The sequence below is a fragment of the Ferdinandcohnia sp. FSL W7-1320 genome (assembly GCF_038050315.1).
Classification (GTDB): Bacteria; Bacillota; Bacilli; order Bacillales; family Bacillaceae_L; genus Ferdinandcohnia; species Ferdinandcohnia aciditolerans.
On the sequence record NZ_JBBPAM010000001.1, the window covers coordinates 553,411 to 580,276 of the forward strand.

Here is a 26,866-nt window from a genome sequence, read left to right on the forward strand (position 1 = left end):
ACGCTCATCACGATCCACAAAAGGATCCACAGGTTGTGGAAAACAAATGTTCTTATGTGGATAAGTATATACCACAATTTGTTGAAAGGGGGTCATTAGATGGAATTACACTTCTGGTGGACGGCCTATCCTTATATATGCATTGCGATCCTTGTAGTTGGGACATTTTATCGCTTCGTGTTTCGAGGGAAAAGCTGGACAGCGCCATCGACGGAAATTTTTGAGAAAAAGTGGTTACGTTATGCTTCCGTTATATTCCACTACGGGATTATCTTTGCCTTTATCGGTCATGTGATGGGGATGTTGATTCCCCTGGAATTCTACAACGCGATTGGAGTGGATGACCACACGTACCACCTATTTGCAATCGTAGGCGGTGGGTTTGCCGGACTGATGGTTGTCCTCGGATTGCTCTTATTTTTAATTCGAAAGTTTGTCATTGAACGAGTCCAAGTTCATACTTCAGCGGGTAGTTATTTCACAATCATTCTATTGTTACTAATAGCCGGTTTGGGTACATATATGACAATCGTCTACAATACAACAGTAGCAGCTTATGAATACCGAATTTCAATCGGGCCATGGTTTCGAAGTTTATTCACATTAAATCCACAGCCTGAATTAATGCTTGGAGTTCCGACATTATTTAAAGTGCACGTTATTTTGTCTTTTCTATTATTTGCATCTATTCCATTTACAAAGCTTGTGCATATGTTTAGCTTCCCGTTGCGTTATCCAACAAGAGCACCGCAGCAATATCGCGCACGTAATGGATTTTCGAAAAATACACGTCAGAATTAAGGGGGAGGGCTATCCTCCTCTTTTTGTTTTGGAATCCATACATGGAGACAAATCAGGAGTTTTATTAATAAACAGAGTCGGAAAGAGTTGGTGATTGAGACACACTCTTTAATTATTGAGCAGTATGAGTCAGAAAGCGGTCTTGAATCTGACAGAGAATTTATTGTTTGGTTGGGGGGTGTCGGAAAGAGTTGGTGATTGAGACACACTCTTTAATTATTGAGCAGTATGAGTCAGAAATTGGCCTTGAATCTGACAGAGGATCTATTGTTTGGTTGAGTGGTGTCGGAAAGAGCTGGTGATTGAGACACACTCTTTAATTATTGAGCAGTATGAGTCAGAAATTGGTCTTGATTCTGACAGAGAATCTATTGTTTAGTTGGAGGGTGTCGGAAAGAGCTGGTGATTGTGACACACTCTTTAATTATTGAGCAGTATGAGTCAGAAAGTGGCCTTGATTCTGACAGAGAATCTATTGTTTCGGTTGAGTGGTGTCGGAAAGAGCCGCTGATTGAGACACACTCTTTAATTATTGAGCAGTATGAGTCAGAAAGTGGTCTTGATTCTGACAGAGAATCTATTGTTTAGTTGGAGGGTGTCGGAAAGAGCTGGTGATTGTGACACACTCTTTAATTATTGAGCAGTATGAGTCAGAAATTGGCCTTGATTCTGACAGAGAATCTATTGTTTCGGTTGAGTGGTGTCGGAAAGAGCCGCTGATTGAGACACACTCTCAAATTACTTAGCAGCTTAAGTCAGAAAGCAGCCCTGATTCAGACAGAGATTCAAATAATTAGTTGAACCCGTCAAAAATTGACAAATTATTTTATTTTTTATAATATTACCTTGAACTCGAGATAAATAAAATTAAGATAATTACATTGAATACATTCATATATAGTTGGAAAATAAATGAGATAGATAGTAATGGAGATAATTACTATGAAAACAGCGGGCATTCATCATATTACTGCGTTTGTTGGACTTCTCCAAGAGAATGTTGACTTTTATGCCGGTGTTTTAGGCCTTCGCCTTGTAAAACTCCGAGTCCAATCGATTTGTGACGTCAATATCAAGTGAAGGTACGCTAAATGGTGCACCTTTCAGTTATTTTAATATAGTATCTTCAAATCCGCCCCTTGTTTCAATATCGGTCCAAAGAAAAAAATGGGGTAATGAAAGACACAGCTAGAAACATTATAGAAGGAAAAGAATTTGTCGTTCATATTGTGGATGAAAGCAATGTCGAACAAATCAATAAGACGGCAGCAAGTCTTCCTCCAAATGAAAGTGAAATTGAACTTGCTGGACTGACTCCAGTAGAAAGTAAGAATATAAAAGTACTGGGAATCAGGGAATCTAAAATTCGCTTTGAATGTATTTTAGAGCACTCCATTGAATTAAGTGGTCAAGAGGAAAATTCCGGTTGTGATTTGCTAATCGGAAAAGTGGTCTAGTTTTATGTCAATAAGGAACTGTATAGTAATGGAAGGATCAATCAAGAAAAATTAGGGGCAGTAAGCCGATTGGCAGGAAATTATTACGCGAAAATAGGAGGTTTTTGAAATTGAGAGACCAAAGTAGTCATGATTGGTCTCTCTTTTTCTTTTTCCTTTGATTTTGACTTTGGTTCTGATTTTGACGTTGACTATGGTTCATGTTTTGACTTTGATTTTGTTTCATATTTTGACGTTGACTATGGTTCATGTTTTGTCTTTGATTTTGGTTCATGTTTTGGCTTTGACTAAGATTTATGTTTTGACTTTGACTATAGTTCATATTTAGGCTTTGATTTAGGTTCAAGTTTTGACTTTGGTCCTGGTTCAGGTTCTGGTTTTGGTTATTTTTAATGATTTCTTCAAGCTGTTTCACTTTTTCCTGAAGACTATCAATATCTTCCTGCATCTTTTTCTTATCTTGATCTGACTGGTAATCGTCTACTTGAGATTGAAAGTCCGCAGCAGTATCTGTATTTAGCTGAATGATTGCACCAATAGTTGCTAAAGCATCACCGGTAGCAGATAAAACACCGCCAATTATTCCTAAGATGGTTCCGCTATTGTTAGGTGGTTTATATACAAAGTTGTTCGGAGTTGAGTTCGAGTTGTTTACATTTATTTCAGGTTCAGCAGCTGAGGTGATAACAGTAGCCCTTTTATCCTTTTCCATGAACTCCCCCCATAACTATTTCAGATATTATAGGGTCACAATTAGCCCATTTCTAATATATTCACCCAGACTTATAAAGGTGTAGAATTAGTTTTTAATAATCAAACTCTATCCTGTTTTTGTTTTAGGTACAATCTTACGAGGAGTAAAATTGATATCCTCTGATGAATAGACGGTTACGATAAGAGTTCCTCCATGTACCTTTGCACGAATTAAAATCGGCTGATTGTATGTATTCTTAAAAAGAAAGTCAGGCCCATACCAACTCACCGTTGCATCGCGCCCAGGTGGTACATAGCCAACTCGTTTGGTGTGAGAATAGCGTTTTACAATTTCAACACCTGCACGATCAACGGCATTAAAGAGTGTGGAGGAAGTCTGGCATATTCCACCCCCGATTCCTTCAATTAGTTCTCCTCGAATGATTTCAGGTGCAGGCTGATACCCTCTAGCAGCAGTTCGTTTTCCAACAACTTTATTAAAAGAGAAGGTTTCATTTTGAAAAAGAACATAGCTATCGATGGCTGCTGCTGATAGAGCGATATTTGTGGAGCGCTTCTTATTGGAAGAGTTAAAGTGCGTCACATACTGCCCAATCTGTTTTACTCGAATCGTTGATAATAGCTCGCTATCTACACGGGGATAAATACGCTGTATCGGTACTTCAAGGTATTCTCCTTTTCCGAAGAACGAAGAGTAAAACAATCTTGAAAATTTGTCTTTATCTAATTTTATACCCACATGTTCTTTGATAATTTCATTTGACTTGCCAATTTTTGCATCCTTTGGCTCCTCATATACCTGTTCTTCTAAATAGGTAAGAAAGTCTGTGAATTTTTTTATGTTTAAGGTGGGTATGCCGAGCAGTGGTATAGAGTATTCAGAACGATTAATAGTTGCGATTGGTTCTCCTTTATAGGTTATGTAAAGATTATCCTGAGGATGGAACTGCTGTACAGAAAGGAAAAACAACATTGCCAACAATATTTTCAGTGTCCCCACCACCTTTTCGAAACTCTTTTTTTATAGTATGGATGGTTACTTCAAATTCCATTAAAAATAGGAGAAGTTTTTTCGTTTTAAAATTTGTAACAAATTGTTCAAATTCAAAAAAAAGCCTGTGATTTGCGTCACAACAAGGTTTAAGGCATTTATGTTAAGATAATTATTTTTTACAAATACTTCCTTCCCTTTTCTGTAACAACTTTTTGATATCTCGCATGTTATCATCATTTACACAGTGATAAGCTTTATAAAATAATTTCGCGAAATAAAATTTAGCTTCAATTTTTTCAAGATATTACGAAAAAAACAAGTAGCTAAAAAATTTTTGACAACTTTGTGAAGTTGTACACATATTCGTCACAAGCCACATAGTTGTGAATGAAGAGCATCCATTCGGAAAGGAGTACACTAATGAAAATCAAATGGTTTTTCTTATCGATGGTTATTACTATTGCCACAGTGCTTGCAGGTTGTGAACCCGTAATGGTTCTTGATCCTAAAGGCCCACAAGCCGAGAGGCAAGCCCATGATATCTTACTCTCAATTGGAATCATGGCATTCGTAATTATTGTCGTTTTTGTATTGTTAGTTTATATGCTTGTAAAATATCGAGCTTCTAAAATGCCAGAGGATTACGAGCCACCACATATTGAAGGGAATCCGTGGGTTGAAGCGATTTGTATTGGTATTCCAATCTTAATTGTGGGTTATCTATCAGTTGTTTCGGTTCAAAGTAACTACATTGTCGAGTCAGCTCCTCAAGGCTATGAAGAGCAAGAGCCATTGGTTATTTATGCATCATCCTCCGATTGGAAATGGCACTTTAGCTACCCTGAAGAGGATATTGAAACAGTCAATTATCTATACATCCCAACTGATCGTCCACTTGAATTCAGACTTTATTCATATGGTCCAATCACAAGTTTTTGGATTCCACAACTTGGTGGGCAAAAGTATGCCATGGCCGACATGATCACAACTTTGCATCTTGCAGCCGATGAGCAGGGTGAATTAATGGGACGAAATGCAAACTTTAGTGGTAAAGGATTTGCGGAAAATAGGTTTAGTGTAAATGCCGTATCTCCAAAGGATTTTGAAGAATGGGTAGATGAGGTTAAAGAAACTGCACAACCTCTCACTGAAGAAAAGTTTGAAGAGATACTAGAACCAGGTCATCTCGGACAAATGACGTTCACCGGAACTCATTTAGGGTTCGCACCACCGCCAGAGCATAACCATGGATCAGATGATACTGAAAAAGGTCATGAGGACCATGAGCAGGAGCATTCAGAGCACGAAGGTCATTCAGAACATAACAATCATTAATAACAGAAATAAATTGAACGCCGAATTTATACTTCAGATAGGAGTTTAAAAAGGAGGATGAAGAGGACCACGTCAACAAAAACGCCACGGCCTCATGTCTTGTCGGCACTAGCACGTCCTGTGCGTCGAAATTTCAAGTGTCTTATTCACCGGACTTTTTAAACATCATCTTCATTTGAAAGGAGTAACAACGGATGGAATTCTTCGAACGTTTTGCCATACCACATCCAAGTCCCGCCATCTATGCAGCGATGGTTGCAATTGGACTTACGGTAATTGGAATTATCGCCGGATTAACCTATTTTAAAAAATGGGGTTACCTATGGCGTGAATGGTTAACAACCGTTGACCACAAACGAATTGGTATTATGTATTTAATCTCCGCATTAATCATGCTGTTCCGCGGTGGGGTAGACGCGGTTATGATGCGTGCACAGCTAGCTTCACCTGAGGCGAAGTTATTAGATGCGCAGCACTATAATGAAATTTTTACAACACATGGTGTAGTCATGATCATGTTCATGGCGATGCCGTTTATCATTGGATTCATGAACTATGTTGTTCCACTTCAAATTGGTGCGCGCGACGTAGCATTTCCACGCTTAAATGCGATCAGCTTCTGGCTTTTCTTTATGGGGGCAATGCTATTTAATATCTCCTTTGTAATTGGGGGATCACCTGATGCTGGTTGGACATCATACTTCCCACTTGCTGGTAACGAGTTCAGTAAATCAGTTGGAACAAACTATTATATGCTCTCGTTACAAATTTCGGGTCTTGGTACATTGATGACTGGTATCAATATGATTACCACCATTCTAAAAATGAGAGCACCTGGTATGACATTAATGAGAATGCCAATGTTCACATGGTCTACATTAATAGCTAACTTAATTATCGTAACGGTTTTCCCTGTATTAACAGTTGCATTAGCAATGGGTACAATGGATCGTCTATTTGGAACACATTTCTTTGCAAGTACAAACGGTGGAATGGATATGCTTTGGGCAAACCTATTCTGGGTATGGGGACACCCTGAAGTGTATATTTTAATCTTACCTGCGTTTGGTATTTACAGTGAGATCATTTCAACCTTCTCAGGAAGAAACTTATATGGTTACAAATCAATGGTTGGTTCAATGGTCATTATCTCAGTTCTTTCATGTCTAGTTTGGGCGCACCATTTCTTTACAATGGGGCAAGGAGCAGCATCAAACAGCTTCTTCTCAATCACAACAATGGCGATTGCGGTTCCAACTGGTGTGAAAATCTTTAACTGGCTGTTTACCTTATGGAGAGGTAAAATCCGTATGACAGTACCGATGCTTTACTCAATTGGGTTTATTCCACTTTTCACAATCGGTGGGGTAACTGGGGTAATGCTCGCGATGTCAGCAGCTGACTATCAGTATCACAATACAATGTTCCTAGTGGCACATTTCCATAACACAATTATTCCTGGTGTAGTATTCGCAATGCTTGCTGCACTCACATACTATTGGCCAAAAATGTTTGGCTTTATGTTAAATGAACGAATCGGAAAATGGGCATTCTGGTCTCTATCAATTGGATTTGTTTTAGCGTTCTTCCCAATGTATATTACTGGATTAGACGGTCAGGCTCGTCGTATGTACACATACTCTGAGTCAACTGGATTTGGTCCATTGAACATGCTTTCATTCATTGGTGCTGGAATCATGGCGATTGCCTTCATTTTAATTGTGTATAACATTTATTACAGTATCCGTTATTCACCAAGAGATATTGGAAGCGACCCATGGGATGCACGTACTTTAGAGTGGGCAACACACACACCTGTTCCTGAGTATAATTTCGCATTTACACCAAGTGTGAATTCCAGTGAGCCATTCTGGGATGATAAGAAGAAGAAGCACAAGCTCTTCCCAGGTAAAATTGAAAAGATTCACATGCCGAACAATAGTGGTGTTCCATTTATCATGAGTAGTATCTTCTTTGTATGGGGCTTCTCGTTCGTATTTGCGATGTGGCCATTGTTGATTATTTCAACAATTGGTATCTTTATTTGTATGGCATACCGTTCATTTGAACAGGATCATGGACGATATATTACTGTTGAAGAAGTAAAGGAAACAGAAGAAAAATTAGGAGGTGCTAAGTTATGAAACTAGATCACTCGCAACCTCTTGAATATAGTACGCACGAAAACGAGTTAAATATTTTTGGTTTCTGGATTTTCCTTGGTGCCGAAATTATGCTTTTCGCAACCTTGTTTACATCTTATTTTACATTAGAGAACCGCGTCGGCAGTGGTCCATCAGGTGCAGAGATTTTTGAAATCTCACCTGTGCTAATTGAAACATTTCTACTATTAACAAGTAGTTTTACAATTGGTCTTGCAGTTCATGCGATGCGCCTTGGCAGACAAAAGGAAATGATTGGATTCTTCGTAGTAACATTGCTTTTAGGTTTAACCTTCCTAGGTGTTGAAATCTATGAGTTTGTTCACTATGTCCATGTCGGAGCTGGACTACAAACAAGTGCGTTTACAGCGATGTTATTAACAACATTAGGAACACATGGACTTCATGTTACATTTGGTTTATTTTGGGGAACGATGATTATCCTCCAAATAAGAAAAAGAGGCTTAACTGCACAAACTGCTGGTAAATCGTTTATCTTTTCATTGTATTGGCACTTCCTAGATGTAGTCTGGATCTTCATCTTCAGCTTCATCTATTTGAAAGGAATGATGTAATATGAGAGAACTATTTCCAGCAAAACAAGTCATGGGCTTCGTATTTTCATTAGTTCTTACGCTTATTGCTCTTTCGGTGTACTTCTTAGATTTATCCTTTACGGCAGGACTAACAATTCTGATTGTAACGGCATTTGTGCAAGCATTGCTGCAACTAATTGTATTCATGCATGCTGGTGAATCAAAGGATAAATGGGCAATCTACGGAAATGTATACTTCATGATTTTTATAGCGTTAATTACAATACTTGGTACATTATTCCTGCTTATTTGGGATATGTAATGAAAGTAAGAGTGTCTTTATAGGCACTCTTTTTTTTATGGAGAATAGTAAGGTTAAGGGTTTAATATAGATTATGAGAGGAGGGGGGACCGTTGTATGCTTCGTTTCGATTGAGGTTCAAAGCTTTCATGATTGATTATATATTAATTTTGTCATATTTAGGTTTCCTGTTTATTGCGTCAGTATTTTTGTTTCCGAGTTTGCAAGAATTATTCAAGGGCTCATTAGTAGTCGCGCAGTTCTCAGGATTTATAATGGTGACTTTGCCAGTTTCTCTTTATTTCATAATTAGCGATTCAAAAAATGTCGGACAGTCATTTGGAAAACGTAAATCAGGAATAAAAGTGGTCAAGAAAAGTGGCGAAGCCGTGCCTTTGCTGCAAATGGCTTTTCGGACAATCTTAAAGTTATTACCTTGGGAGTTTTCACATTTTCTTGTATATCGTTTAATTGATATGGGCGATGGGGAGTTTCCTTTCACTTACACAGTGATTGGTGGGCTCATCTACGCGCTTATGTTTTCTTATATTTTGACATGTATTTTTACAAAAAGGAAACAATCTATATATGATCTACTAGCGAAGACGTATGTGTTAAAGGTGCAGTAATACTGCATCTTTTTTTGCAAAATAAAAAGCTTAGCCGAATGAGTGGCTAAGCCTATACATAATTAATTGATTTATTTATTTAATCTTGTTTGCGCCTTGTGCCTTAAGTAACATTTCTTCAGACGCGATCAAAAATAACCCCATTAAAAAGACAAAAATAGCTCCCATGACCGTTCCGATTCCGATTGGTGTTAGCACACTAGAACCGCTTCCGAAGAATCCAAGACAAAAAATAATGATACCGGCAATAAGCACTGTTCCCCCAAAATACTTAACAGCCTCAAGCATAGTAGATTTCATTTTTCCTCATCCTCCTACTATATATTATTAATCTTGTTCACAAAATTGTCAAATATAATTCACTAAATGTTCAAAAGTTATATTTTGGGCGAGGAGTGCCGAAGAAACATTAAATGAAGTTGGCTCGAGTTCAGACATGATTATGGTATTCGTAGCTGTCATGTCCGAGGTTAGTTTGGTTTCAGACATAATCATGCTATTTTGGAGCTGTCCTGTCTGAAGTTAGCACATCTTCAGACACGCACTTGCTATTTCTTAGCTGTCATGTCCGAAATTAGTTTGAGTTCAGACACAATCCTGCTATTCTGGAGCTGTCCTGTCTGAAGTTTGCACATCTTCAGACACGCACTTGCTATTTCGTAGCTGTCTTGTCCGAAATTAGTTTGAGTTCAGACACAATCCTGCTATTCTTGAGCTGTTGTGTCCGAAGTTAGCTCAGCTTCAGACACAATCCTGCTATTTTGGAGCTGTCGTGTCCGAAGTTAGTTTGAGTTCAGACACAATCAATCTATTTCGTGGCAGTTCTGTCCGAAGTTAGCTCATCTTCAGACACAATCAATCTATTTTGTAGCTGTCCAGTCCGAAGTTAGCTTGACTTCAGACACAATCCTGCTATTTTGGAGCTGTCCAGTCTGAAGTTAGTTTGACTTCAGACACAATCATGCAATTTCGTGGCTGTCTTGTCCGAAGTTAGCTCAGCTTCAGACACAATCCTGCTATTTTGTAGCTGTCCAGTCTGAAGTTAGTTTGACTTCAGACACAATCATGCAATTTCGTGGCTGTCTTGTCCGAAGTTAGCGCAGCTTCAGACACAATCCTGCTATTTCGAGGCAGTCCAGTCCGAAGTTAGTTTGACTTCAGACACAATCAAGCTATATCGAGGCAGTCCAGTCTGAACTTAGCGCAGCTTCAGACACAATCAAGCTATATCGAGGCAGTCCAGTCCGAAGTTAGCTCAACTTCAGACACAATCAAGCATCCTCGTCGCCCCCTTGTCCGAAGATTGCCCGATTTAAGACACAATCATGCATTTTCACCTCAAACTTGTCCAAAGTTAAACTGATAGTAAAACCGACACAATTTATACTCAGGTCGCGCTAGGAGCATTTACAAACTAATTATGTTACCATGGTGAAAACTAACTTAAATGAGGTGTAAAAAAATGAAAATTGAGGTTTGGTCAGATTATGTATGTCCATTCTGTTATATAGGAAAGCGACGCTTGGAACAGGCTCTTGAGCAATTTCCACATCGTGATCAAGTCGAAGTAGAATTCAAAAGCTTTGAGCTAGATCCGAATGCAAAGCCATATTCAGGTCAAAGTATTCATGAATTACTTGCTTCAAAATATGGTATGCCAGTGGCTCAGGCCAAGCAAATGAACGAAAATTTAGGTCAGCAAGCTGCGGAACTCGGTCTAAACTATAATTTTGATGAAATGAAAAACACAAATACCTTTGATGCCCACCGTCTTACAAAGTTTGCGGCGACCGTCGGCAAAGAAAAAGAACTCACTGAGCTTCTTCTTCACTCGTATTTCATTGAAGGAAAACTAATCAGTGACCACGAAGTATTAGCGGGTCTTGCAGAATCTGTAGGGTTGGAGCGACAGGCCGCGTTAGAAGTGTTAAAAGATGAGAAGAAATATGCGAATGATGTCCGAATTGATGAAGCGACTGCTCAACAAATCGGTGTTACCGGCGTTCCGTTTTTTGTAATCAATCAAAAATATTCTATTTCTGGTGCACAGCCAACTTCCACTTTTCTTGGTGCACTCCAACAGGTTTGGAAAGAAGAACATCCAGCACCAAAACTTCAAGACCTTTCAGGTGGCCAAGGTGCAGTTTGCACAGATGAAAGCTGTGAGATTCCTACAGATAAATAATAACCATGTGCAAAGCCCTTGTGGTTTTGCACATTTTCTTTTACCTGAAAAGGGAATTCAAAGTATCATTCCGAATATATATGAAGGTATAAAAAAAGGGGTGGTATCCATAACGTTCCAGTTAGATTTTGAAATTAGCCTCGTTTCAGTTATTACGTTATTAATTGGATGGGGAATCATTGGTTTTTTATCTTTTAGGATTTATAGAAAACAAGATGTGAAACCAACTATATGGAAGATAATTCTCGTTTTACTTATTGGGCTTTTTTCTTTTTCCTTTAATATGAATTTCTTTGATACATTCATGAAACTTCCAATTTTACCCTTAGGTGTATGGATTCTCTACTTTTTTCTTAAATCAAAAAAAGGGCGCTGGGATAGATTCCGGAAGTATGCATGGCTCGGCTTTTTCGCGAACTTTCTATTTTTAGTATTATCCTTTGCCTCGATTGGTCTCCAGCATGTTATTTATTCGCCTAGTAATCTATCAACCTATATTTCTAATGTGGAAAATGCAACAATTATCAACACTCACCCTTCTGCAGGGGATGTAACTTTACAAAAAGATCAATTACTAAAACTACTTCCTGTTATGAAAGAAACTAAGTTTTTTAGTGATAAATGGTATGAGGAAACGTATATGAGTGGAGAGCCGAATACTCGAAAAGAACGATTTCCATATCAAGTGGTGGGTGTTAAGGAAAAATGGGGAAGTGGGGTTGTTACCACCATTGTTATAGAAGATGATGGGAAAGGTTTATTAATTACAACACCTAAAAACCAATATTATTTTCGCTCCCCAGAAGTTTTTTTAGAAGGGGTGAAAAGTAAATGAGACGAAGAACGATACTAAGTTTACTTGGATTGGTTGCTCTGCTTTTCGTCATTTATTATTTTTATCTAGCTAGACCTACAAACTTTGCTACGACTGATACTTATAAAAGGTATTCTGAAGTAACTGAGATTCTTGATGTAATAGAGATTGATAAGCGCCACGTTTTTGTACCAATGGTTACAGAAGAAAACGAATATGGAATGAGCTTGTGGGTGTGGAAAAATCATAAATGGAATATGGAATTTGATAGTACAGTTGGTGGCCCTAGGATAATCAAACTAAAAAATAATGATCCAAGTTCCTATCAGGTTTTTTGGAATATTCATCCCGATGACCAAATAAGTTATGGAGAATTATATTTATTGAAAAAACGTAATTATCATATTACAGAAGGAATACATAATTATTATCCTGGTTTGCAATTGAAAACGATTTTAGATTTTGAGGGTACACCCTTTGGAGTAACAGAGCTTCCGGATGAGTGGCAAAAAGTGATGGAAGCATCGATAAAATTGGAAGAAGCAAGGCAACCGGATCCTATTTTTGAAAGCATGTTTCCTGTGATGCAGGATGTGTACTTCGGCTGGATTTCCTATAACAGCGACCATGTAAGGCAACAAGCGGATGCTACTAATGTAGGTGGAGCTTCATGGGGTGGTGGTGTTGATATCCAGCACGTCGTAGATATACCAGAAGAGGAGCTTGAGTATTATAAGGTGGAGGACTAATAAGGAAATTAACAGACCAACTAAGCTCATATAATCATTACTCATCACTGATTAATCTAAAATTGAGATATATATTATTTAAAATTGATATTTGTTAGATTAATTGAGAAGTTATAAAATATTTCTAGGGGATATGAATCAAATATAGGTTGAAATTTATTAATGAATGGATCTGCCCCTAGAAATAATAAAAAAGAACTTTACGTGTGAGGAAGGTGAGCAGCATGCTGAGTATTAATCCTGAGCAATTTATCTTGAAACCATCTCTTGCGACCATTACCTGTGAACCAAACTGGCAATGGAAGCGGAAAGAGCCTATTCCGAACTATGATTTGTTTTATGTTTGGAATGGAGAAGGAAATTTGATTTTAAACGGTCGAGATTATTCAATAAAACGAGGAAGTTGCTTTTTATTCCTTCCAGGCGATTGGACGACTGCCACCCAGAATCCTCAGAATCCACTTACAATAACCTACATCCATTTTGACTTAGAGAACGAACCAAGTCTAATACCAAATTCATATCGCATTATTCAAGACGCAATCCCTTTTGAGTCTCTCTTAACACAATATGTTCGATTATTTTTAATCAAAACATTTGGGGCAGAAACGGAGGCAAAGCTGATTCTCAAACAGTTGATGATTCAGCTTTTGCGAGAGGAGCATCAGGTCGAAGAACGAAACGACCAAGGTCAAACTTCTCTCCTGTCAGCGATTAGGGAAGTGGCAAATTATGTGCAGCAACATCCTAGCGAGGGACATACGCTTGAAAGTTTGGCGGCTCGTGCGAACTTTTCTCCAAGGTATTTTTCGCTGAAGTTTAAGGAGATTATTGGCAAATCAGTGCGCTCCTATATTGTAGAAGCTCGTATAAAAAGGGCGGAGCATCTCCTGCATTATACAGGAATGACGGTAACTGAAGTAGCTCAAGCATTAGGCTATGATAATCTGCATTTTTTTAGTCGACAGTTTAAAAAATACACAGGGAAAAGCCCTTCTGAAATTCGTTAATTAAAGTAATTACAAGCACCTAACCATTGTGGTTTAGGTGCTTTTTTTTTATCTGAGCTGGGTTCAACACTCTGTTTGAATTATGCACTCATCTGACACTGTGGCCCATGATTATAAGCTGTTAGTCCAAATCATACACCTATTCTGACTGAAAGCGTAGTTTGATCAAAAAGCTCGTCACAATCCCAGACTTATTCTGACTCTTGGACGCAAGATCTCAAGCTGCAAGTCAGAAACCCACACCTTTTCTGACTGTATGCGCCGTTTGATCATTATCCTAGTCGCAATCCCAGGCTTATTGTGACTCTGAGGCCCATGAATCTCAAGCTGTTAGTCAGAAACCCCATCTAATCTGACTGCAAGCGCCGTTTGATCATAGTCCTTGTCGCAATCCAGGCCTTATTGTGACTCTTGGACGCAAGATTTCAAGCTGATAGTCAGAAACCCACATCTATTCTGACTGTAAGAGCCGTTTGATTATAGTGCTTGTCGCAATCCCGGCCCTATTCTGACTCTGAGGCCCATGTATTACACGCTTGGAGTCAGAATCCCATCCTTATTCCGACTGCAATTGTCGTTTGATAATAATGCTTGTCGCAATCCCGGCCCTATTCTGACTCTAAGCCCCATGTATTACACGCTTGGAGTCAGAATCCCATCCTTATTCCGACTGCAATCGCCGTTTGATCATAATGCTTGTCGCAATCCCGGCCCTATTCTGACTCTAAGCCCCATGTATTACATGCTTTGAGTCAGAATCCCACCCCTATTAAGACTTCAAGCACCATTTGATCATACTGCTAGTCGCAATGGGGGCCTTATTCTGACTACAAGCGCCGTTTGATCATAATCCCTGTCGCAATCCCGGCCATATTCTGACTCTGAGATCCATGATATCAAGTTGTAAGTCAGAATCCCCCCACCTATTCTGATTGCAAGCACCTATTAAACGTGACCGTTGTCCCTTAAACAGTGCATTTATTCAAACAGGAAAAATTATGTAAAAAAGTGCAAACTTTACACAGAATAGTCTAAATATTTATGAGAAAGAGGATGATACGATTAAAATGACAGATCAATATACATGTTTGGCTTTTACTGTGAGCAATAAAGCCAGAAAAATTCTTAAGAAAGAGTGATCTCAATGTGTGGAATTACAGGATGGATTGATTGGCAACAGGATTTGAAACACCAAGAACAAATCGTCGGTAAGATGGCGCAAACATTAGCAAAGCGTGGTCCAGATGCTTCTAATGTTTTTAGTGATCATCATGCTGCACTGGGTCATACAAGGTTAATTGTTGTGGATCCTTCCGGAGGAACACAGCCGATGACAAGGAGATCAAAAAACGGGCATGCCTTTTCAATGGTCTATAATGGAGAACTTTATAATACAGAGGATTTGCGTAAAGAATTACAAAGCCGTGGATATACATTTCAATCCCACTCCGATACGGAAGTTCTTCTTACTTCTTATATTGAGTGGCGAGAAGAATGTGTAGAGCGGTTAAATGGTATTTTTGCTTTTGCAATTTGGGACCATCAGCAAGAAAAACTTTTTATTGCAAGGGACCGACTTGGGGTCAAACCGTTATTTTTCAAACATACAGATAGCACTCTTTTATTTGGGTCAGAGCTTAAAGCCATTTTGGCACATCCAAATGTAAAGGCGGAAGTAGATCGCGAAGGTCTTCGGGAGGTTTTTGGGTTAGGACCATCCCGTACACCAGGGCATGGGATTTATAGAGGAATACAAGAATTAAGGCCGGCACATATTCTTATGTTTGATCGGAACGGACTAAAAATTAAACGTTATTGGAACGTCGAAAGCCGCAAACATTCTGATTCATTAGACGATACGGTGGAAGAAGTGAGATTTCTAGTGAAAGATGCCGTTGAAAGACAACTAGTTGCGGATGTTCCGGTCTGTACATTTTTGTCAGGTGGGTTAGATTCAAGTGCCATAAGTGCGATTGCCTCGAACTACTTTAACCAACAAGGAAGAGGAAAGCTTCATACGTATTCGATTGACTATGAGCGAAATAGTGAGTTTTTCAAATCAAGCTTGTTTCAAGTGGATGAAGATAAACCATGGATTGATAAGATGACGCAATATTTGGGTGTCAATCATCATTCAAAGATTATTACGCAGGAACAACTTGCTAGTCGATTGGAGGATGCGGTAAAAGGTAGAGACCTACCTGGAATGGCGGATATTGATTCTTCTCTGCTTTGGTTTTCCGAGGAGATCAAACAAGACTTTACGGTTGCTTTATCTGGAGAATGTGCGGATGAAATTTTCGGTGGGTACCCTTGGTTTTATAAGAAAGAGTTACTGCAGGATAACCATTTTCCATGGATGAAGTCTGAAGAAGAAAGACATAAGCTTCTATTACCTCATTGGCAAAACAAATTAAATCTAAAAGACTATGTTCAAGAACGATACAACGAAACATTACGAGAGGTTCCAAGATTAGAAGGAGAAAGTCCAGAAGAGTCACGACGTAGAGAAATATTTTATTTGAATATGATCTGGTTCATGTCTACTTTATTAGAACGAAAGGACCGCATGAGTATGGCTGCTAGTCTAGAAGTACGTGTTCCATTTGCGGATCACCGACTCATTGAATATGTGTGGAATATCCCATGGGAGATGAAGATGTTAGAAGGAAGGGAAAAAGGAATCTTAAGGAAAGCATTAGAGGGAACTTTACCTAATTCCATTCTGTATCGAAAGAAAAATCCTTATCCGAAAACTCATAATCCAGATTATTTGAATCTCGTAAAAAATATGCTAACTAGCGTAATCGAAAAGAAAAACTCTCCAATTCTAGAATTGGTTTCAAAACAAAGGGTAAGAGATATCATTGATTCTGATGGTGCATCATTCACAGTTCCTTGGTTTGGGCAGCTAATGACAGGACCTCAGCTTATCGCACATTTAGTGCAAATCAATGTGTGGCTTGATTCTTATAACGTGAATATTGTTGATTAAACTCCTATTTCGACAGGCGAAAAGGTAGAGATTATACCAAATGTGAAGGTAAAACAAGTTGTGTCATTCAGTGTAAATTTTATAGCGAATAGTTTAAATATCTTCCAAAATAACGATGCTACTATTAACTTAACAACGAAACAGATAAGGAACAGGGGTGATACAAATGCATCGATTAAAAAGACATGGTTTATATGATCCTCAGTTTGAACATGACGCTTGTGGTATCGCCTTGCTTGCAAATATTAAAGGTGGTAAAACACACACCTTAGTAAGTCAGGCGCTAACAGCTCTTGAACGATTAAATCATCGCGGGGGTCAGACTGGTAGTGAGAAATTAGGAGATGGGTCTGGAATTCTAACAGAGCTCCCGCACGATTTATTTGTACATGAGTGGAAGTTAAAAGGTAAACAACTTCCATTCATGGGTGCTTACGGAGTTGGGATGCTATTTTTACCCCAAGAGTTAGACCTAGCGACAGAATATAAATTGAGAATAGAAGAAATCGTGCAGTATGAGGATCTAGAGATTTTTGGATGGAGAGATGTACCAACGAATGATGAAGAGTTGGGAAGCACGGCTAAACAATCACAACCATCTGTTCATCAATTATTCGTTACTTCCGTCAATAAGGAACTAGACAATGATCAATTTGAGCGGTTGTTATATATGGCTCGGCGAAAAGTAGAGAAAGAATTCAATGACGCTGAAGTAAATCAGGATGACTGCTATATTGTTAGTTTTTCATCAAGAACCATCGTATATAAAGGACTTCTTTTACCGAGCCAGTTAAGAAGCTATTATGAGGATTTAAGGCGAGATGATTATCAATCCGCGATGGCCATGGTGCATAACCGATTTAGTACGAATACCTTTCCTAGCTGGAGAAGAGCGCAGCCAAACCGAACATTAATGCACAATGGAGAGATTAATACGATAACGGGGAATGTAAACTGGATGCTTGCACGTGAACCTGTTCTTCGTTCAGACCTTCTGGAAGATAATGAAGCTCTTCACCCAGTGATTGACCTGGATGGCAGTGACACTGCAATGTTTGATAACGCATTAGAATATCTAGTGATGTCAGGATGGTCACTCGCTAAAGCAATGATGTTGATGATCCCAGAACCTTGGCAGAATAACAAACTTCTATCTGACAAGAAAAGGGCATTCTATCAGTTTCATAGTTGCCTCATGGAGGCTTGGGACGGTCCAGCAGCCATGGGCTTTACAAATGGAAAACAGATTGGAGCTTGTCTAGATAGAAATGGGTTAAGGCCAGCTCGTATTATCCTTACAGATGATGATTTCCTATGTTTATCTTCGGAAGTAGGAGTAGTAGATATTCCAGAAGAAAACATTATTCTAAAGGATCGTCTAAAACCGGGACAAATGCTTTTAGTAGATTTTGAGAAGAAGAAGCTACTACTAGATGAAGAAGTAAAACAACAGTTTATTAACGAACATCCTTATGAAGATTGGGTAGCTGAGACAATTACACCAATTGAAAATCTACCTATAACAAAGAAGAAAGAATCAACAGAAAGCAAAGAGGAACTATTACGTATTCAAAAAGCGTTCGGGTACACCTATGAAGAGTGGGAGAAAATAATTAAACCGATGGCGCAAGAAGGAAATGAACCAATTGGTTCTATGGGATACGATGCTCCGCTAGCCATTCTATCATCAAAACCTCAATTACTATTTAATTATTTCAAACAGCGTTTTGCCCAAGTAACCAATCCTCCAATTGATGCAATCCGAGAAGCATATGTCACATCAATGGAAGTATTACTAGGAGCCGAGGGGAATTTATTACAACCGAAGACTGAAGATTACAAAAAAATAAAGTTAAGCACCCCGATCCTGTCTGAAGTAGAAATGAGAACAATTCAAAGTTTGGATAGTGATGTTTGGAAAGTATCGACTATTTCGATTCTCTTACCTGTACAAGGAATGACGATTCAGGAACGTCTTCAAGAAATACACGCAACTGCTGAAAAAGCAGTAAGGGATGGAAGCAATCTAATCGTGTTAAGCGATCAGGGAATCAATCAAAATCAAGGTGCAATTCCTTCTCTACTAGCTGTATCAGCTCTGCACCACCATTTGATACGACAAGGGCTTAGAAGCAAGGTAAGTATCATTATAGCATCAGGAGAGCCTAGGGAAGTTCACCATTTTGCAGTGCTACTCGGATATGGAGCAAATGCCATCTTTCCATATCTATTATACAAATCGCTTTCGAAACTAAGTGGTGAAAACTTAATCAAAAATTATAAAAAAGCAGTTACAAAAGGAATCCTGAAGATCATGTCAAAAATGGGGATTTCGACAGTTCAGAGTTATATTGGTGCCCAAATTTTTGAGGCTGTTGGGATTAGTGAAGAGGTAATCAACACGTATTTTCCGCGCACATCTTCTCGAATAGGCGGTCTTCAACTCGAGGATATTGCGAAAGAAACCATTAATCGACACAACCAGGCATGGCTAAATGAAGATCCCACCCTAGATGAAGGTGATGACCTCCAATGGCGTGTAAACGGAGAGTCACATTTGTACCGACCAGAAACTATCCACACCTTACAGCATGCCTGTCGAACCGGTAACTATGAGGTTTACAAAAAATACAGCCACATGATGGGGGAAGATACTGAAAAGAGCATTACGCTCAGAGGGATGTTCCGCTTAAAAAGTAACAGAAAGCCGATTCCTATTGAGGAAGTTGAACCAATTGAGTCTATTTTTAGACGCTTCAAAACAGGAGCAATGTCATACGGCTCCATTAGCATAGAGGCTCATGAAGCAATTGCTGTAGCCATGAATCGGATTGGAGGGAAAAGTAATTCAGGTGAAGGTGGAGAGGATCCACAACGTTTTATACCGCTCATTAATGGAGATTCGAAATTAAGCAGAATGAAGCAAGTGGCTTCCGGACGATTTGGAGTGACAAGTCATTATCTTGTAAATAGTGATGAAATCCAAATAAAAATGGCACAAGGAGCAAAACCGGGTGAAGGGGGTCAACTCGCTGGCCATAAAGTCACCGTATCAGTAGCGAAAACGAGGGGATCGACACCTGGTATTGAGTTAATCTCACCTCCTCCACACCATGATATCTATTCGATTGAGGACTTAGAGCAGCTTATATATGATCTGAAAAATGCGAATCCAAGTGCAGATATTAATGTAAAGCTTGTTTCAGGAACGGGTGTAGGAACGATTGCTGCAGGTGTTGCCAAGGCTAAGGCTGATGTCATTTTGGTAAGTGGCTATGATGGTGGAACAGGTGCGGCAGCAAAAACGAGCATTAAGCATGCTGGTATGCCGTGGGAACTAGGATTAGCTGAAGCCCATCAAACCCTCATGCTAAATGGCCTTAGAAATAGTGTGAGGCTTGAGGCTGATGGAAAATTGATGAATGGCCGAGATGTCGTAATTGCAGCATTGTTAGGTGCAGAAGAATATGGTTTTGCAACTCTTCCACTTGTTTCACTTGGTTGTATCATGATGAGAGTTTGCCACATGGACACATGTCCAGTTGGAATTGCGACTCAAAACCCTGAACTTCGAAAGAAAATGATGGGGACAGCGGAACATATTGTTCATCTAATGACTTTTATTGCGCATGAAGTTCGAGAATATATGGCTAAATTTGGTTTTAAAACGATGGATGAGATGATTGGACGCACAGACGTAATCCAGATAGATAATCCTAAAGCTTGGAAACTACAAAATCTTGATTTGTCTCCACTTTTAGTCAGACATGAAGGTGAAAGAGTTTCATCTAAAAAGCAAGACCATCAACTGGAACAAACACTCGATTATCGAGAATTGCTTCCAATAAGCAGCCAAGCGTGGGTTAATCAGCAGACTGCAAGGGATGTTTTCCAAATTTCTAACACAGATCGATCTGTTGGAACATTGACTGGCAGTGAAATATCAAAGCAATTTGGAGCAGTTGGCTTACCTGAGGATACGCTTCACTATCTATTCAAAGGATCAGCTGGTCAAAGTTTCGGGGCATTCATACCAAGTGGACTTACCTTAGAAGTAGAAGGTGATAGTAATGACTATGTTGGGAAAGGCCTATCCGGAGGAAAAATTATTGTCCGCCCATCCAGTATATCCACACTTGTTGCCGAAGAGAATGTGATTATCGGGAATGCGGCGTTTTATGGAGCAACTAGCGGAAAGGCATTTATTCGTGGAAAAGCAGGAGAAAGATTCTGTGTTCGTAATAGTGGTGCAACTGTTGTAGTAGAGGGTGTTGGCGAACATGGCTGTGAATACATGACAGGAGGCAGGGCATTAATCCTAGGGGAAGTTGGGAAAAATTTCGCTGCAGGTATGTCTGGAGGCATCGCTTATATATATGAACCGGCTAATCAACGTTTCCAACATGAATATAATCCAGAACTAGTTCTACTAGAATCCATAGAAGATCTTGAGGAAAAGAATATGGTTTACAGCCTCTTGAAAGAGCATTATGAATACACAAATAGCCCCTTGGCTTATCGCTTAATTCAAAATTGGAAAAAAGAAGCGGCTCAATTTATTAAAGTAATCCCTCGGAATTATAAATTAATTCTTGAAACGCAAAATCTAGTTGTTTAACGACTACTTAATACTAGTTTCCTAAGAAAAGAGGTGTCGATTTGGGAAAACATACAGGATTTTTAGAATATAAGCGGCAGCCCGCAAATTATCGTGAACCACTGCAACGATTGAAGGATTGGAAGGAAATCTCTGTTCTGCCTCCTTCAAGAGATCTAGTTAACCAAGCGGCACGATGTATGGATTGTGGAGTCCCCTTCTGTCAGAACGGAAGTGTTCTTGGAGGGATGACTACCGGATGCCCTTTATATAATCTAATTCCGGAATGGAATGAACTCGTTTATCGAGGAAATTGGAAAGAGGCTTATGAGAGATTAAGTAAGACAAATCCGTTTCCAGAGTTTACCGGAAGGGCATGCCCGGCCCCTTGTGAGGCAGGGTGTGTAGCCTCACTATATGAAAGTTCTGTCACGATAAAAAATATCGAATGGGCTATTATCGATAAAGCCTTTGAGGAAGGTTGGGTAACTCCACAGATTCCAAAGAAAAGAACAGGAAAGAAAGTTGCGATTATCGGTTCAGGACCTGCAGGATTAGCCAGTGCATCGGAACTGAATCAACAAGGACATTCCGTTACAGTGTTTGAAAGGTCAGACCGAGTTGGAGGATTGCTAACGTATGGAATTCCCAAAATGAAAATTGAACAACCTGTTGTGGATCGTCGGATTAATCTTTTAAGAGATTCAGGAATCACGTTTGTGACGAATACAGAGATTGGTAAAGATTATCCTTTGGAAAAACTAGATTCAGAGTTTGATAGTGTGATTATCTGTACCGGAGCAACAAAGCCACGGAATGTGGTGGCGGAAGGAAGAAATCTAAAAGGTATCCATTTTGCAATGGATTACTTGCATCGCAATACGAAAAGCATGCTTGATTCTAACTTCGCGGATGGGAATTTTATTTCTGCAGAAGGCAAAGACGTCATTGTGATTGGTGGGGGAGACACAGCGACAGACTGTGTGTCAACGGCTCTCCGACATAATTGTAAAAGTCTAGTCCAGTTTGATATTTATCCTGAGCGGTCAACCAGTCGTACGGAGGAGAATCCTTGGCCGCAATATCCAATCATTCACAAGCTTGATCATGGACACGAGGAGGCATTAGCGAGGTTTGGAAGTGACCCCCGTGCATATGCGACATCAGCTATTGAATTTTTAGGAGATGAGAATGGGCACTTAATAAGTGTTAAGAGTATCGAAGTTAGGACGATAGTGAATGAAAACGGAGAGAAAATCAGAGAGCAAATCCCAGGTTCAGAAAGAGTCTGGCCTGCCCAGCTTGTTTTATTAGCGGTCGGATTTGAAGGGATGGATCAAGATCTCTTAGAGAAATTCAACCAAGAAGGAAATACAACGAGAGCCGACAAACTAGAAGATCCTTACCAGACAAACAAGGAAGGAACCTTCATAGCAGGTGATGCCCGCCGCGGTTCAAGTTTAATAGTATGGGCTATTCAAGAAGGAAAAGAAGCTGCAGAAGCCTGTCACAACTACTTAATGAGCATTTAACTTTATTCAGTAAAGTCCCCATTCTGTAAATACTGGGATGAAAATAAAGTGAATATAAATTCAGTTTGTGTTCAAACACAGACTGAATAAAGTTAATCCCTCCGGCGGATGCCACAGATTTTTAAAGGGAACTTTTCGATTAAGTAAGATCAAAGACTAAGAACGCCACGTCCTGTGGCAACGTCTTTATGACCCACTTCATGTGGGCCTAAAATCTGGCGTAAATACGCCAATGCGCATTTGATTGATATGGAGGAGTACCAATGACATTAACAGACTATACCCAACAACTCTTTGCTGATCGAATCGGTGGATCGTCGTTCGGACTCAAAGATGAGATTTTTAAATTTGAAAAAATAAAAAGGGCTAAAAAAGCTGCCTTAAAAGAGAATCCCAATATTGAATTAATTGATTTAGGGGTTGGTGAACCAGATGCAATGGCTGATGAAGCGGTTGTAGAAAAGCTGTCATTAGAAGCAGCAAAGCCAGAAAATCGATTCTACTCAGATAACGGAATTTCTGAATTTAAGGAAGCGGCTGCTCGCTACATGGAAGAGGTATTTGGGGTAAGCGACCTTAATCCAGAAACGGAAATCAATCACGTAATTGGCTCAAAATCAGCACTTGCGATGTTGCCAGCAGCTTTTATCAACCCAGGTGACATCACACTAATGCCAACACCAAGTTACCCTGTACTAGCTACTTATACAAAATATTATGGGGGTGAAATCGTACAGCTGCCGCTATTAGAAAAGAATGGATTTTTACCGGATCTTAGTCAAATTGATCAGGATACATTGAAAAAGGCAAAACTACTTTACTTAAATTACCCTAATAACCCAACTGGTGCTGCGGCAACTAAAGAATTTTTTGAGGAAGTAGTTGCATTTGCAAATCAGAATAACTTAATCGTTGTCCATGACGCAGCCTATGCCGCACTGGTATTTGACGGTGAGAAACCACTTAGTTTTCTATCAATCCCCGGAGCAAAGGAAGTGGGGGTAGAGCTTCATTCTTTATCAAAATCCTTTAATATGACCGGATGGAGAATAGGCTTTATCGCCGGACATCCAAATCTAGTTAAGGCATTTGCAACAATTAAAGACAATAGTGACTCAGGCCAATTTATACCTATCCAAAAAGCAGCAGCATATGCCTTGGCACATCCAGAAATTACAGTAAAAACAGCTGAAAAATATTCACGCCGCCATGAATTACTTGTTAACGCGCTTCGTGATTGTGGATTTAAGGCGGAAAAACCGAAGGGCTCCTTCTTCCTTTACGTAGAAATACCTGTTGGAGTTGTCGGAGGTCCGACTTTTACAAATGCAGAAGAATTTGGACAGTACCTGATTCGTGAGCACCTTATTTCAAGTGTGCCATGGGACGATGTGGGCAACTATATTCGGTTCTCAGTGACCTTCCAGGCAGACAGTAGGGAAGGTGAAAAGAAAGTCATAGATGAGATCAAATCACGGTTAAGTAGAGTCCAATTCATATTTTAGAGAAGGAAGGTGAGTGTAAGTGCTTTTTACAAAAATGCATGGTTTAGGTAACAATTATATCATTTTCAATCTCTTAGAATCCTCCTTGAGGGAACAGGACCTTACTAGCCTCGCCAAAGCGGTATCCGATGTGAATTTTGGCATTGGTTCTGATGGGATGATTCTCATCTGTCCATCAAGTGTAGCGGATTTTAGAATGAGAATATTTAATGAGGATGGATCAGAAGGAAAAAACTGTGGAAATGGACTCCGTTGTGTTGCAAAATATCTGGTCGATCACTTGTATGCAGAATCAAACACATTTTCAATAGAAACTCTAGGTGGAATTGTGTATGTGACTGTTACAACCGGACACAAAAATGTCGTCGAGTCAATCACAGTTGACATGGGAGAGCCTAAATTACTAAAAGGAATGGTCCCTATGGCGGGCGACCCTTATTCAACAACAATCAATGAACCTGTAAGTATTGGTGATAATCAATTTCTTTTAACTTGCCTTTCAATGGGGAACCCACATGCAATCCTTTTTGTTGACGATGTTCATGAAGTACCACTAGAGACACTAGGTCCTGCCATTGAGCACTCATACCACTTTCCTGAAAGAGTAAATGTGGGAATCGTCCATATCAGAAACAGTAATGAAATTGATTATAGAGTGTGGGAGAGAGGTTCCGGAATTACAATGGCTTGTGGAACCGGTGCTTGTGCAGCTGTAGTTGCAGCCACGTTAACTGGGAAAATAGCAAAACACATACCTGTAACGGTTCACCTTCCAGGAGGTGATTTGGAAATCAGGTGGGATGAGAACAATCATATTTGGAAAAAAGGGGCTGCAGAGTACATTTGTCACGGTGAGATCGATGTACAGGCATCCTTAGCAAGGCATATTACAAAAATAAATTAGGATTAGTTAGTTTTCGCCCGTATCTAGACAGTGATATCTGATGCCTTGATGAGTAAATAGCAACGATGTGAGCGGTAGCGATACTAATTACAAATATAAGAGGTTGTTCAAAAAGTCGGCCAAAAATGACACATCGAATTTCTGCGTTGGCTTGCTTCTCCGTTCCTCACGTATTAACTGCATACGTTCCGGTACTCGAAGCTGCTCCGCCTTGAAATTCTCGGTCCTTTTTACCCTACTTTTTGAACACGCACTATAAGGAGGAAAATTTTATGGGAAGAACTTATACGAAAGAAGAAATTCTACAAAACGCAAAAGAGGAGAATGTACGCTATATTCGCTTACAGTTCACAGACTTGTTCGGTATTATCAAAAATGTAGAAATTCCGGTTAGCCAATTGAAAAAGGCATTGGATAATCAAATGATGTTTGACGGATCTTCAATTGAAGGTTTTGTGAGAATAGAAGAATCCGATATGTATTTATACCCAGACTTAAATACATGGCTTATCTTTCCATGGAGTGCAGATGAAAGCAAAATTGCACGGCTAATCTGTGATGTATATTTACCTGATGGCAATCCATTCCCTGGCGATCCTCGCGGAGTGTTAAAGAGAGTATTGAGTGAAGCAAATTCCTTAGGGTTTACGGCGATGAATGTCGGCCCAGAGCCAGAATTCTTTTTATTCAAGACCGATGAAAAAGGCAACCCAACTATGGAACTAAATGATAATGGAGGCTATTTCGACTTAGCTCCAACTGACCTGGGTGAAAACTGCAGACGCGATATCGTACTAACATTAGAGGATATGGGATTTGAAATCGAGGCATCCCATCACGAAGTGGCTCCTGGACAGCATGAAATTGATTTCAAATACTCTGATGCTGTTGATGCTGCTGACCAAATCCAAACATTTAAGCTTGTTGTGAAAAATATTGCGAGAAAACATGGGTTACATGCAACCTTTATGCCTAAGCCACTTTTTGGAGTAAATGGTTCAGGGATGCACTGTCACCAATCCCTATTTAGAGGAAACGAAAATGCATTCTTCGATGAAAGTGATGAATTAGGTCTAAGTGAAACAGCGAAGCAGTATTTAGCTGGAATTCTGAAGCATGCGCATAGTTTTGCCGCAATCACAAATCCAACAGTTAACTCCTATAAACGTTTAGTTCCAGGATATGAAGCACCAAGCTATATTGCATGGTCAGCGAAAAATCGTAGTCCGCTTGTACGTGTTCCAGCAAGCCGAGGGTTAAGCACACGTATTGAGTTGAGAAATCCAGACCCATCTGCAAACCCATACCTTGCCTTAGCAGCTATGCTTGCTGCAGGTTTGGATGGTATTCGAAATAAACTTCAATTAGGGGATCCTGTGAATCTAAATATCTATCATATGACAGATGAGGAAATGGCAGAGTTAGGAATTCAAAGTCTTCCGGAAAATCTAAAAGAAGCTGTTACAGCCTTTTCAAAGAATGAGCTACTCATTAATGCCTTAGGAGAACATATTAGCACCCATTTTATTGAAGCAAAACAAATTGAATGGGATCAGTTCCGTACTCAAGTCGACACATGGGAAAGAGACCAATATATGACTCTTTATTAATCTATCCGAATAGAAATTTGTCTAACAGATGAAATA

At 39.5% G+C, this 26,866-nt stretch carries 20 protein-coding genes and 2 pseudogenes; 19 read left to right on the forward strand and 3 right to left on the reverse strand.

The window, feature by feature from the left end:
• Positions 1-99: 99 nt before the first annotated feature.
• The 4 genes and pseudogenes from narI to NST91_RS02770 all read left to right on the forward strand — a co-directional run.
• Positions 100-801, forward strand: coding sequence for a respiratory nitrate reductase subunit gamma (gene narI, locus NST91_RS02755; protein WP_341329915.1), 702 nt, complete (start codon positions 100-102; stop codon positions 799-801).
• A gap of 408 nt (positions 802-1,209) precedes the next feature.
• Positions 1,210-1,389 carry a hypothetical protein gene (locus tag NST91_RS02760; protein ID WP_341329916.1) on the forward strand — a complete coding sequence of 60 codons (180 nt, stop codon included), beginning with the start codon at positions 1,210-1,212 and terminating at the stop codon, positions 1,387-1,389.
• A 354-nt stretch (positions 1,390-1,743) separates the two neighbouring features.
• Positions 1,744-1,851, forward strand: a pseudogene (locus NST91_RS02765) (VOC family protein); the annotation flags it as partial.
• Between the two features lie 7 nt (positions 1,852-1,858).
• A pseudogene (locus tag NST91_RS02770) lies at positions 1,859-2,385 on the forward strand (flavin reductase family protein); the annotation flags it as partial.
• Here the strand turns inward: NST91_RS02770 and NST91_RS02775 are convergent.
• Both NST91_RS02775 and NST91_RS02780 read right to left on the reverse strand, forming a co-directional pair.
• Positions 2,386-2,970, reverse strand: a complete 585-nt coding sequence (locus tag NST91_RS02775; protein ID WP_341329917.1) for a hypothetical protein — start codon at positions 2,968-2,970, stop codon at positions 2,386-2,388.
• A 108-nt stretch (positions 2,971-3,078) separates the two neighbouring features.
• On the reverse strand, positions 3,079-3,945 hold the full coding sequence (locus tag NST91_RS02780) for a VanW family protein (RefSeq protein ID WP_341333472.1): 867 nt from the start codon (positions 3,943-3,945) through the stop codon (positions 3,079-3,081).
• Positions 3,946-4,386: 441 nt separating this feature from the next.
• Between NST91_RS02780 and qoxA the strand changes: the two genes are divergently transcribed.
• From qoxA to NST91_RS02805, 5 genes are all read left to right on the forward strand, one after another.
• On the forward strand, positions 4,387-5,301 hold the full coding sequence (gene qoxA, locus NST91_RS02785; protein WP_341329918.1) for a cytochrome aa3 quinol oxidase subunit II: 915 nt from the start codon (positions 4,387-4,389) through the stop codon (positions 5,299-5,301).
• Positions 5,302-5,495: 194 nt separating this feature from the next.
• Entirely contained in the window at positions 5,496-7,445 is a 1,950-nt protein-coding gene (gene qoxB / locus NST91_RS02790) for a cytochrome aa3 quinol oxidase subunit I (RefSeq protein WP_341329919.1), read from the forward strand.
• Positions 7,442-8,038, forward strand: coding sequence for a cytochrome aa3 quinol oxidase subunit III (gene qoxC, locus NST91_RS02795; RefSeq protein ID WP_341329920.1), 597 nt, complete (start codon positions 7,442-7,444; stop codon positions 8,036-8,038). The genes qoxB and qoxC overlap by 4 nt, the downstream gene beginning before the upstream one ends.
• A gap of 1 nt (position 8,039) precedes the next feature.
• Positions 8,040-8,321, forward strand: coding sequence for a cytochrome aa3 quinol oxidase subunit IV (gene qoxD, locus NST91_RS02800; RefSeq protein WP_341329921.1), 282 nt, complete (start codon positions 8,040-8,042; stop codon positions 8,319-8,321).
• Between the two features lie 92 nt (positions 8,322-8,413).
• Entirely contained in the window at positions 8,414-8,929 is a 516-nt protein-coding gene (locus tag NST91_RS02805; protein ID WP_341329922.1) for an RDD family protein, read from the forward strand.
• Positions 8,930-9,004: 75 nt separating this feature from the next.
• Here the strand turns inward: NST91_RS02805 and NST91_RS02810 are convergent, their stop codons facing one another.
• Positions 9,005-9,229, reverse strand: coding sequence for a hypothetical protein (locus tag NST91_RS02810; RefSeq protein WP_121446754.1), 225 nt, complete (start codon positions 9,227-9,229; stop codon positions 9,005-9,007).
• Positions 9,230-10,391: 1,162 nt separating this feature from the next.
• Between NST91_RS02810 and NST91_RS02815 the strand changes: the two genes are divergently transcribed.
• The 10 genes from NST91_RS02815 (at position 10,392) to glnA (ending at position 26,830) form a co-directional block, all read left to right on the forward strand.
• Positions 10,392-11,114, forward strand: coding sequence for a DsbA family oxidoreductase (locus NST91_RS02815; protein ID WP_341329923.1), 723 nt, complete (start codon positions 10,392-10,394; stop codon positions 11,112-11,114).
• Positions 11,068-11,949 carry a hypothetical protein gene (locus NST91_RS02820; RefSeq protein WP_341329924.1) on the forward strand — a complete coding sequence of 294 codons (882 nt, stop codon included), beginning with the start codon at positions 11,068-11,070 and terminating at the stop codon, positions 11,947-11,949. The genes NST91_RS02815 and NST91_RS02820 overlap by 47 nt, the downstream gene beginning before the upstream one ends.
• A complete protein-coding gene (locus NST91_RS02825; RefSeq protein WP_341329925.1) occupies positions 11,946-12,677 on the forward strand; it encodes a hypothetical protein in 732 nt (243 codons plus the stop codon). Before NST91_RS02820 ends, NST91_RS02825 begins: the two co-directional genes overlap by 4 nt.
• Before the next feature lie 224 nt (positions 12,678-12,901).
• Positions 12,902-13,687, forward strand: a complete 786-nt coding sequence (locus tag NST91_RS02830) for a helix-turn-helix domain-containing protein (protein ID WP_341329926.1) — start codon at positions 12,902-12,904, stop codon at positions 13,685-13,687.
• Positions 13,688-14,831: 1,144 nt separating this feature from the next.
• Positions 14,832-16,682: an asparagine synthase (glutamine-hydrolyzing) gene (asnB, locus tag NST91_RS02835; protein ID WP_341329927.1), complete on the forward strand. Its 1,851-nt coding sequence runs from the start codon at positions 14,832-14,834 to the stop codon at positions 16,680-16,682.
• A gap of 166 nt (positions 16,683-16,848) precedes the next feature.
• Positions 16,849-21,300: a glutamate synthase large subunit gene (gene gltB, locus NST91_RS02840; RefSeq protein ID WP_341329928.1), complete on the forward strand. Its 4,452-nt coding sequence runs from the start codon at positions 16,849-16,851 to the stop codon at positions 21,298-21,300.
• A 41-nt stretch (positions 21,301-21,341) separates the two neighbouring features.
• Positions 21,342-22,811 (forward strand): glutamate synthase subunit beta, encoded by a 1,470-nt coding sequence (locus NST91_RS02845; protein WP_341329929.1) that lies wholly within the window; start codon positions 21,342-21,344, stop codon positions 22,809-22,811.
• 263 nt (positions 22,812-23,074) lie between these two features.
• Positions 23,075-24,316: an LL-diaminopimelate aminotransferase gene (locus tag NST91_RS02850; RefSeq protein ID WP_341329930.1), complete on the forward strand. Its 1,242-nt coding sequence runs from the start codon at positions 23,075-23,077 to the stop codon at positions 24,314-24,316.
• Positions 24,317-24,335: 19 nt separating this feature from the next.
• Complete coding sequence (dapF, locus tag NST91_RS02855) at positions 24,336-25,220, forward strand: diaminopimelate epimerase (protein WP_341329931.1); 885 nt, start codon at positions 24,336-24,338, stop codon at positions 25,218-25,220.
• A gap of 272 nt (positions 25,221-25,492) precedes the next feature.
• A complete protein-coding gene (gene glnA / locus NST91_RS02860; protein ID WP_341329932.1) occupies positions 25,493-26,830 on the forward strand; it encodes a type I glutamate--ammonia ligase in 1,338 nt (445 codons plus the stop codon).
• Positions 26,831-26,866 lie beyond the last annotated feature (36 nt).

Bases quoted from the DNA above. Each gene is read 5' to 3' on its own strand.
- NST91_RS02810 (WP_121446754.1), bottom strand. From the start codon at position 9,229: ATGAAATCTACTATGCTTGAGGCTGTTAAGTATTTTGGGGGAACAGTG.
- NST91_RS02850 (WP_341329930.1), top strand. From the start codon at position 23,075: ATGACATTAACAGACTATACCCAACAACTCTTTGCTGATCGAATCGGT.
- qoxB (WP_341329919.1), top strand. From the start codon at position 5,496: ATGGAATTCTTCGAACGTTTTGCCATACCACATCCAAGTCCCGCCATC.
- NST91_RS02815 (WP_341329923.1), top strand. From the start codon at position 10,392: ATGAAAATTGAGGTTTGGTCAGATTATGTATGTCCATTCTGTTATATA.
- NST91_RS02775 (WP_341329917.1), bottom strand. From the start codon at position 2,970: ATGGAAAAGGATAAAAGGGCTACTGTTATCACCTCAGCTGCTGAACCT.
- asnB (WP_341329927.1), top strand. From the start codon at position 14,832: ATGTGTGGAATTACAGGATGGATTGATTGGCAACAGGATTTGAAACAC.
- qoxD (WP_341329921.1), top strand. From the start codon at position 8,040: ATGAGAGAACTATTTCCAGCAAAACAAGTCATGGGCTTCGTATTTTCA.
- gltB (WP_341329928.1), top strand. From the start codon at position 16,849: ATGCATCGATTAAAAAGACATGGTTTATATGATCCTCAGTTTGAACAT.
- qoxA (WP_341329918.1), top strand. From the start codon at position 4,387: ATGAAAATCAAATGGTTTTTCTTATCGATGGTTATTACTATTGCCACA.
- NST91_RS02825 (WP_341329925.1), top strand. From the start codon at position 11,946: ATGAGACGAAGAACGATACTAAGTTTACTTGGATTGGTTGCTCTGCTT.
- glnA (WP_341329932.1), top strand. From the start codon at position 25,493: ATGGGAAGAACTTATACGAAAGAAGAAATTCTACAAAACGCAAAAGAG.
- qoxC (WP_341329920.1), top strand. From the start codon at position 7,442: ATGAAACTAGATCACTCGCAACCTCTTGAATATAGTACGCACGAAAAC.
- narI (WP_341329915.1), top strand. From the start codon at position 100: ATGGAATTACACTTCTGGTGGACGGCCTATCCTTATATATGCATTGCG.
- NST91_RS02830 (WP_341329926.1), top strand. From the start codon at position 12,902: ATGCTGAGTATTAATCCTGAGCAATTTATCTTGAAACCATCTCTTGCG.
- NST91_RS02780 (WP_341333472.1), bottom strand. From the start codon at position 3,945: ATGTTGTTTTTCCTTTCTGTACAGCAGTTCCATCCTCAGGATAATCTT.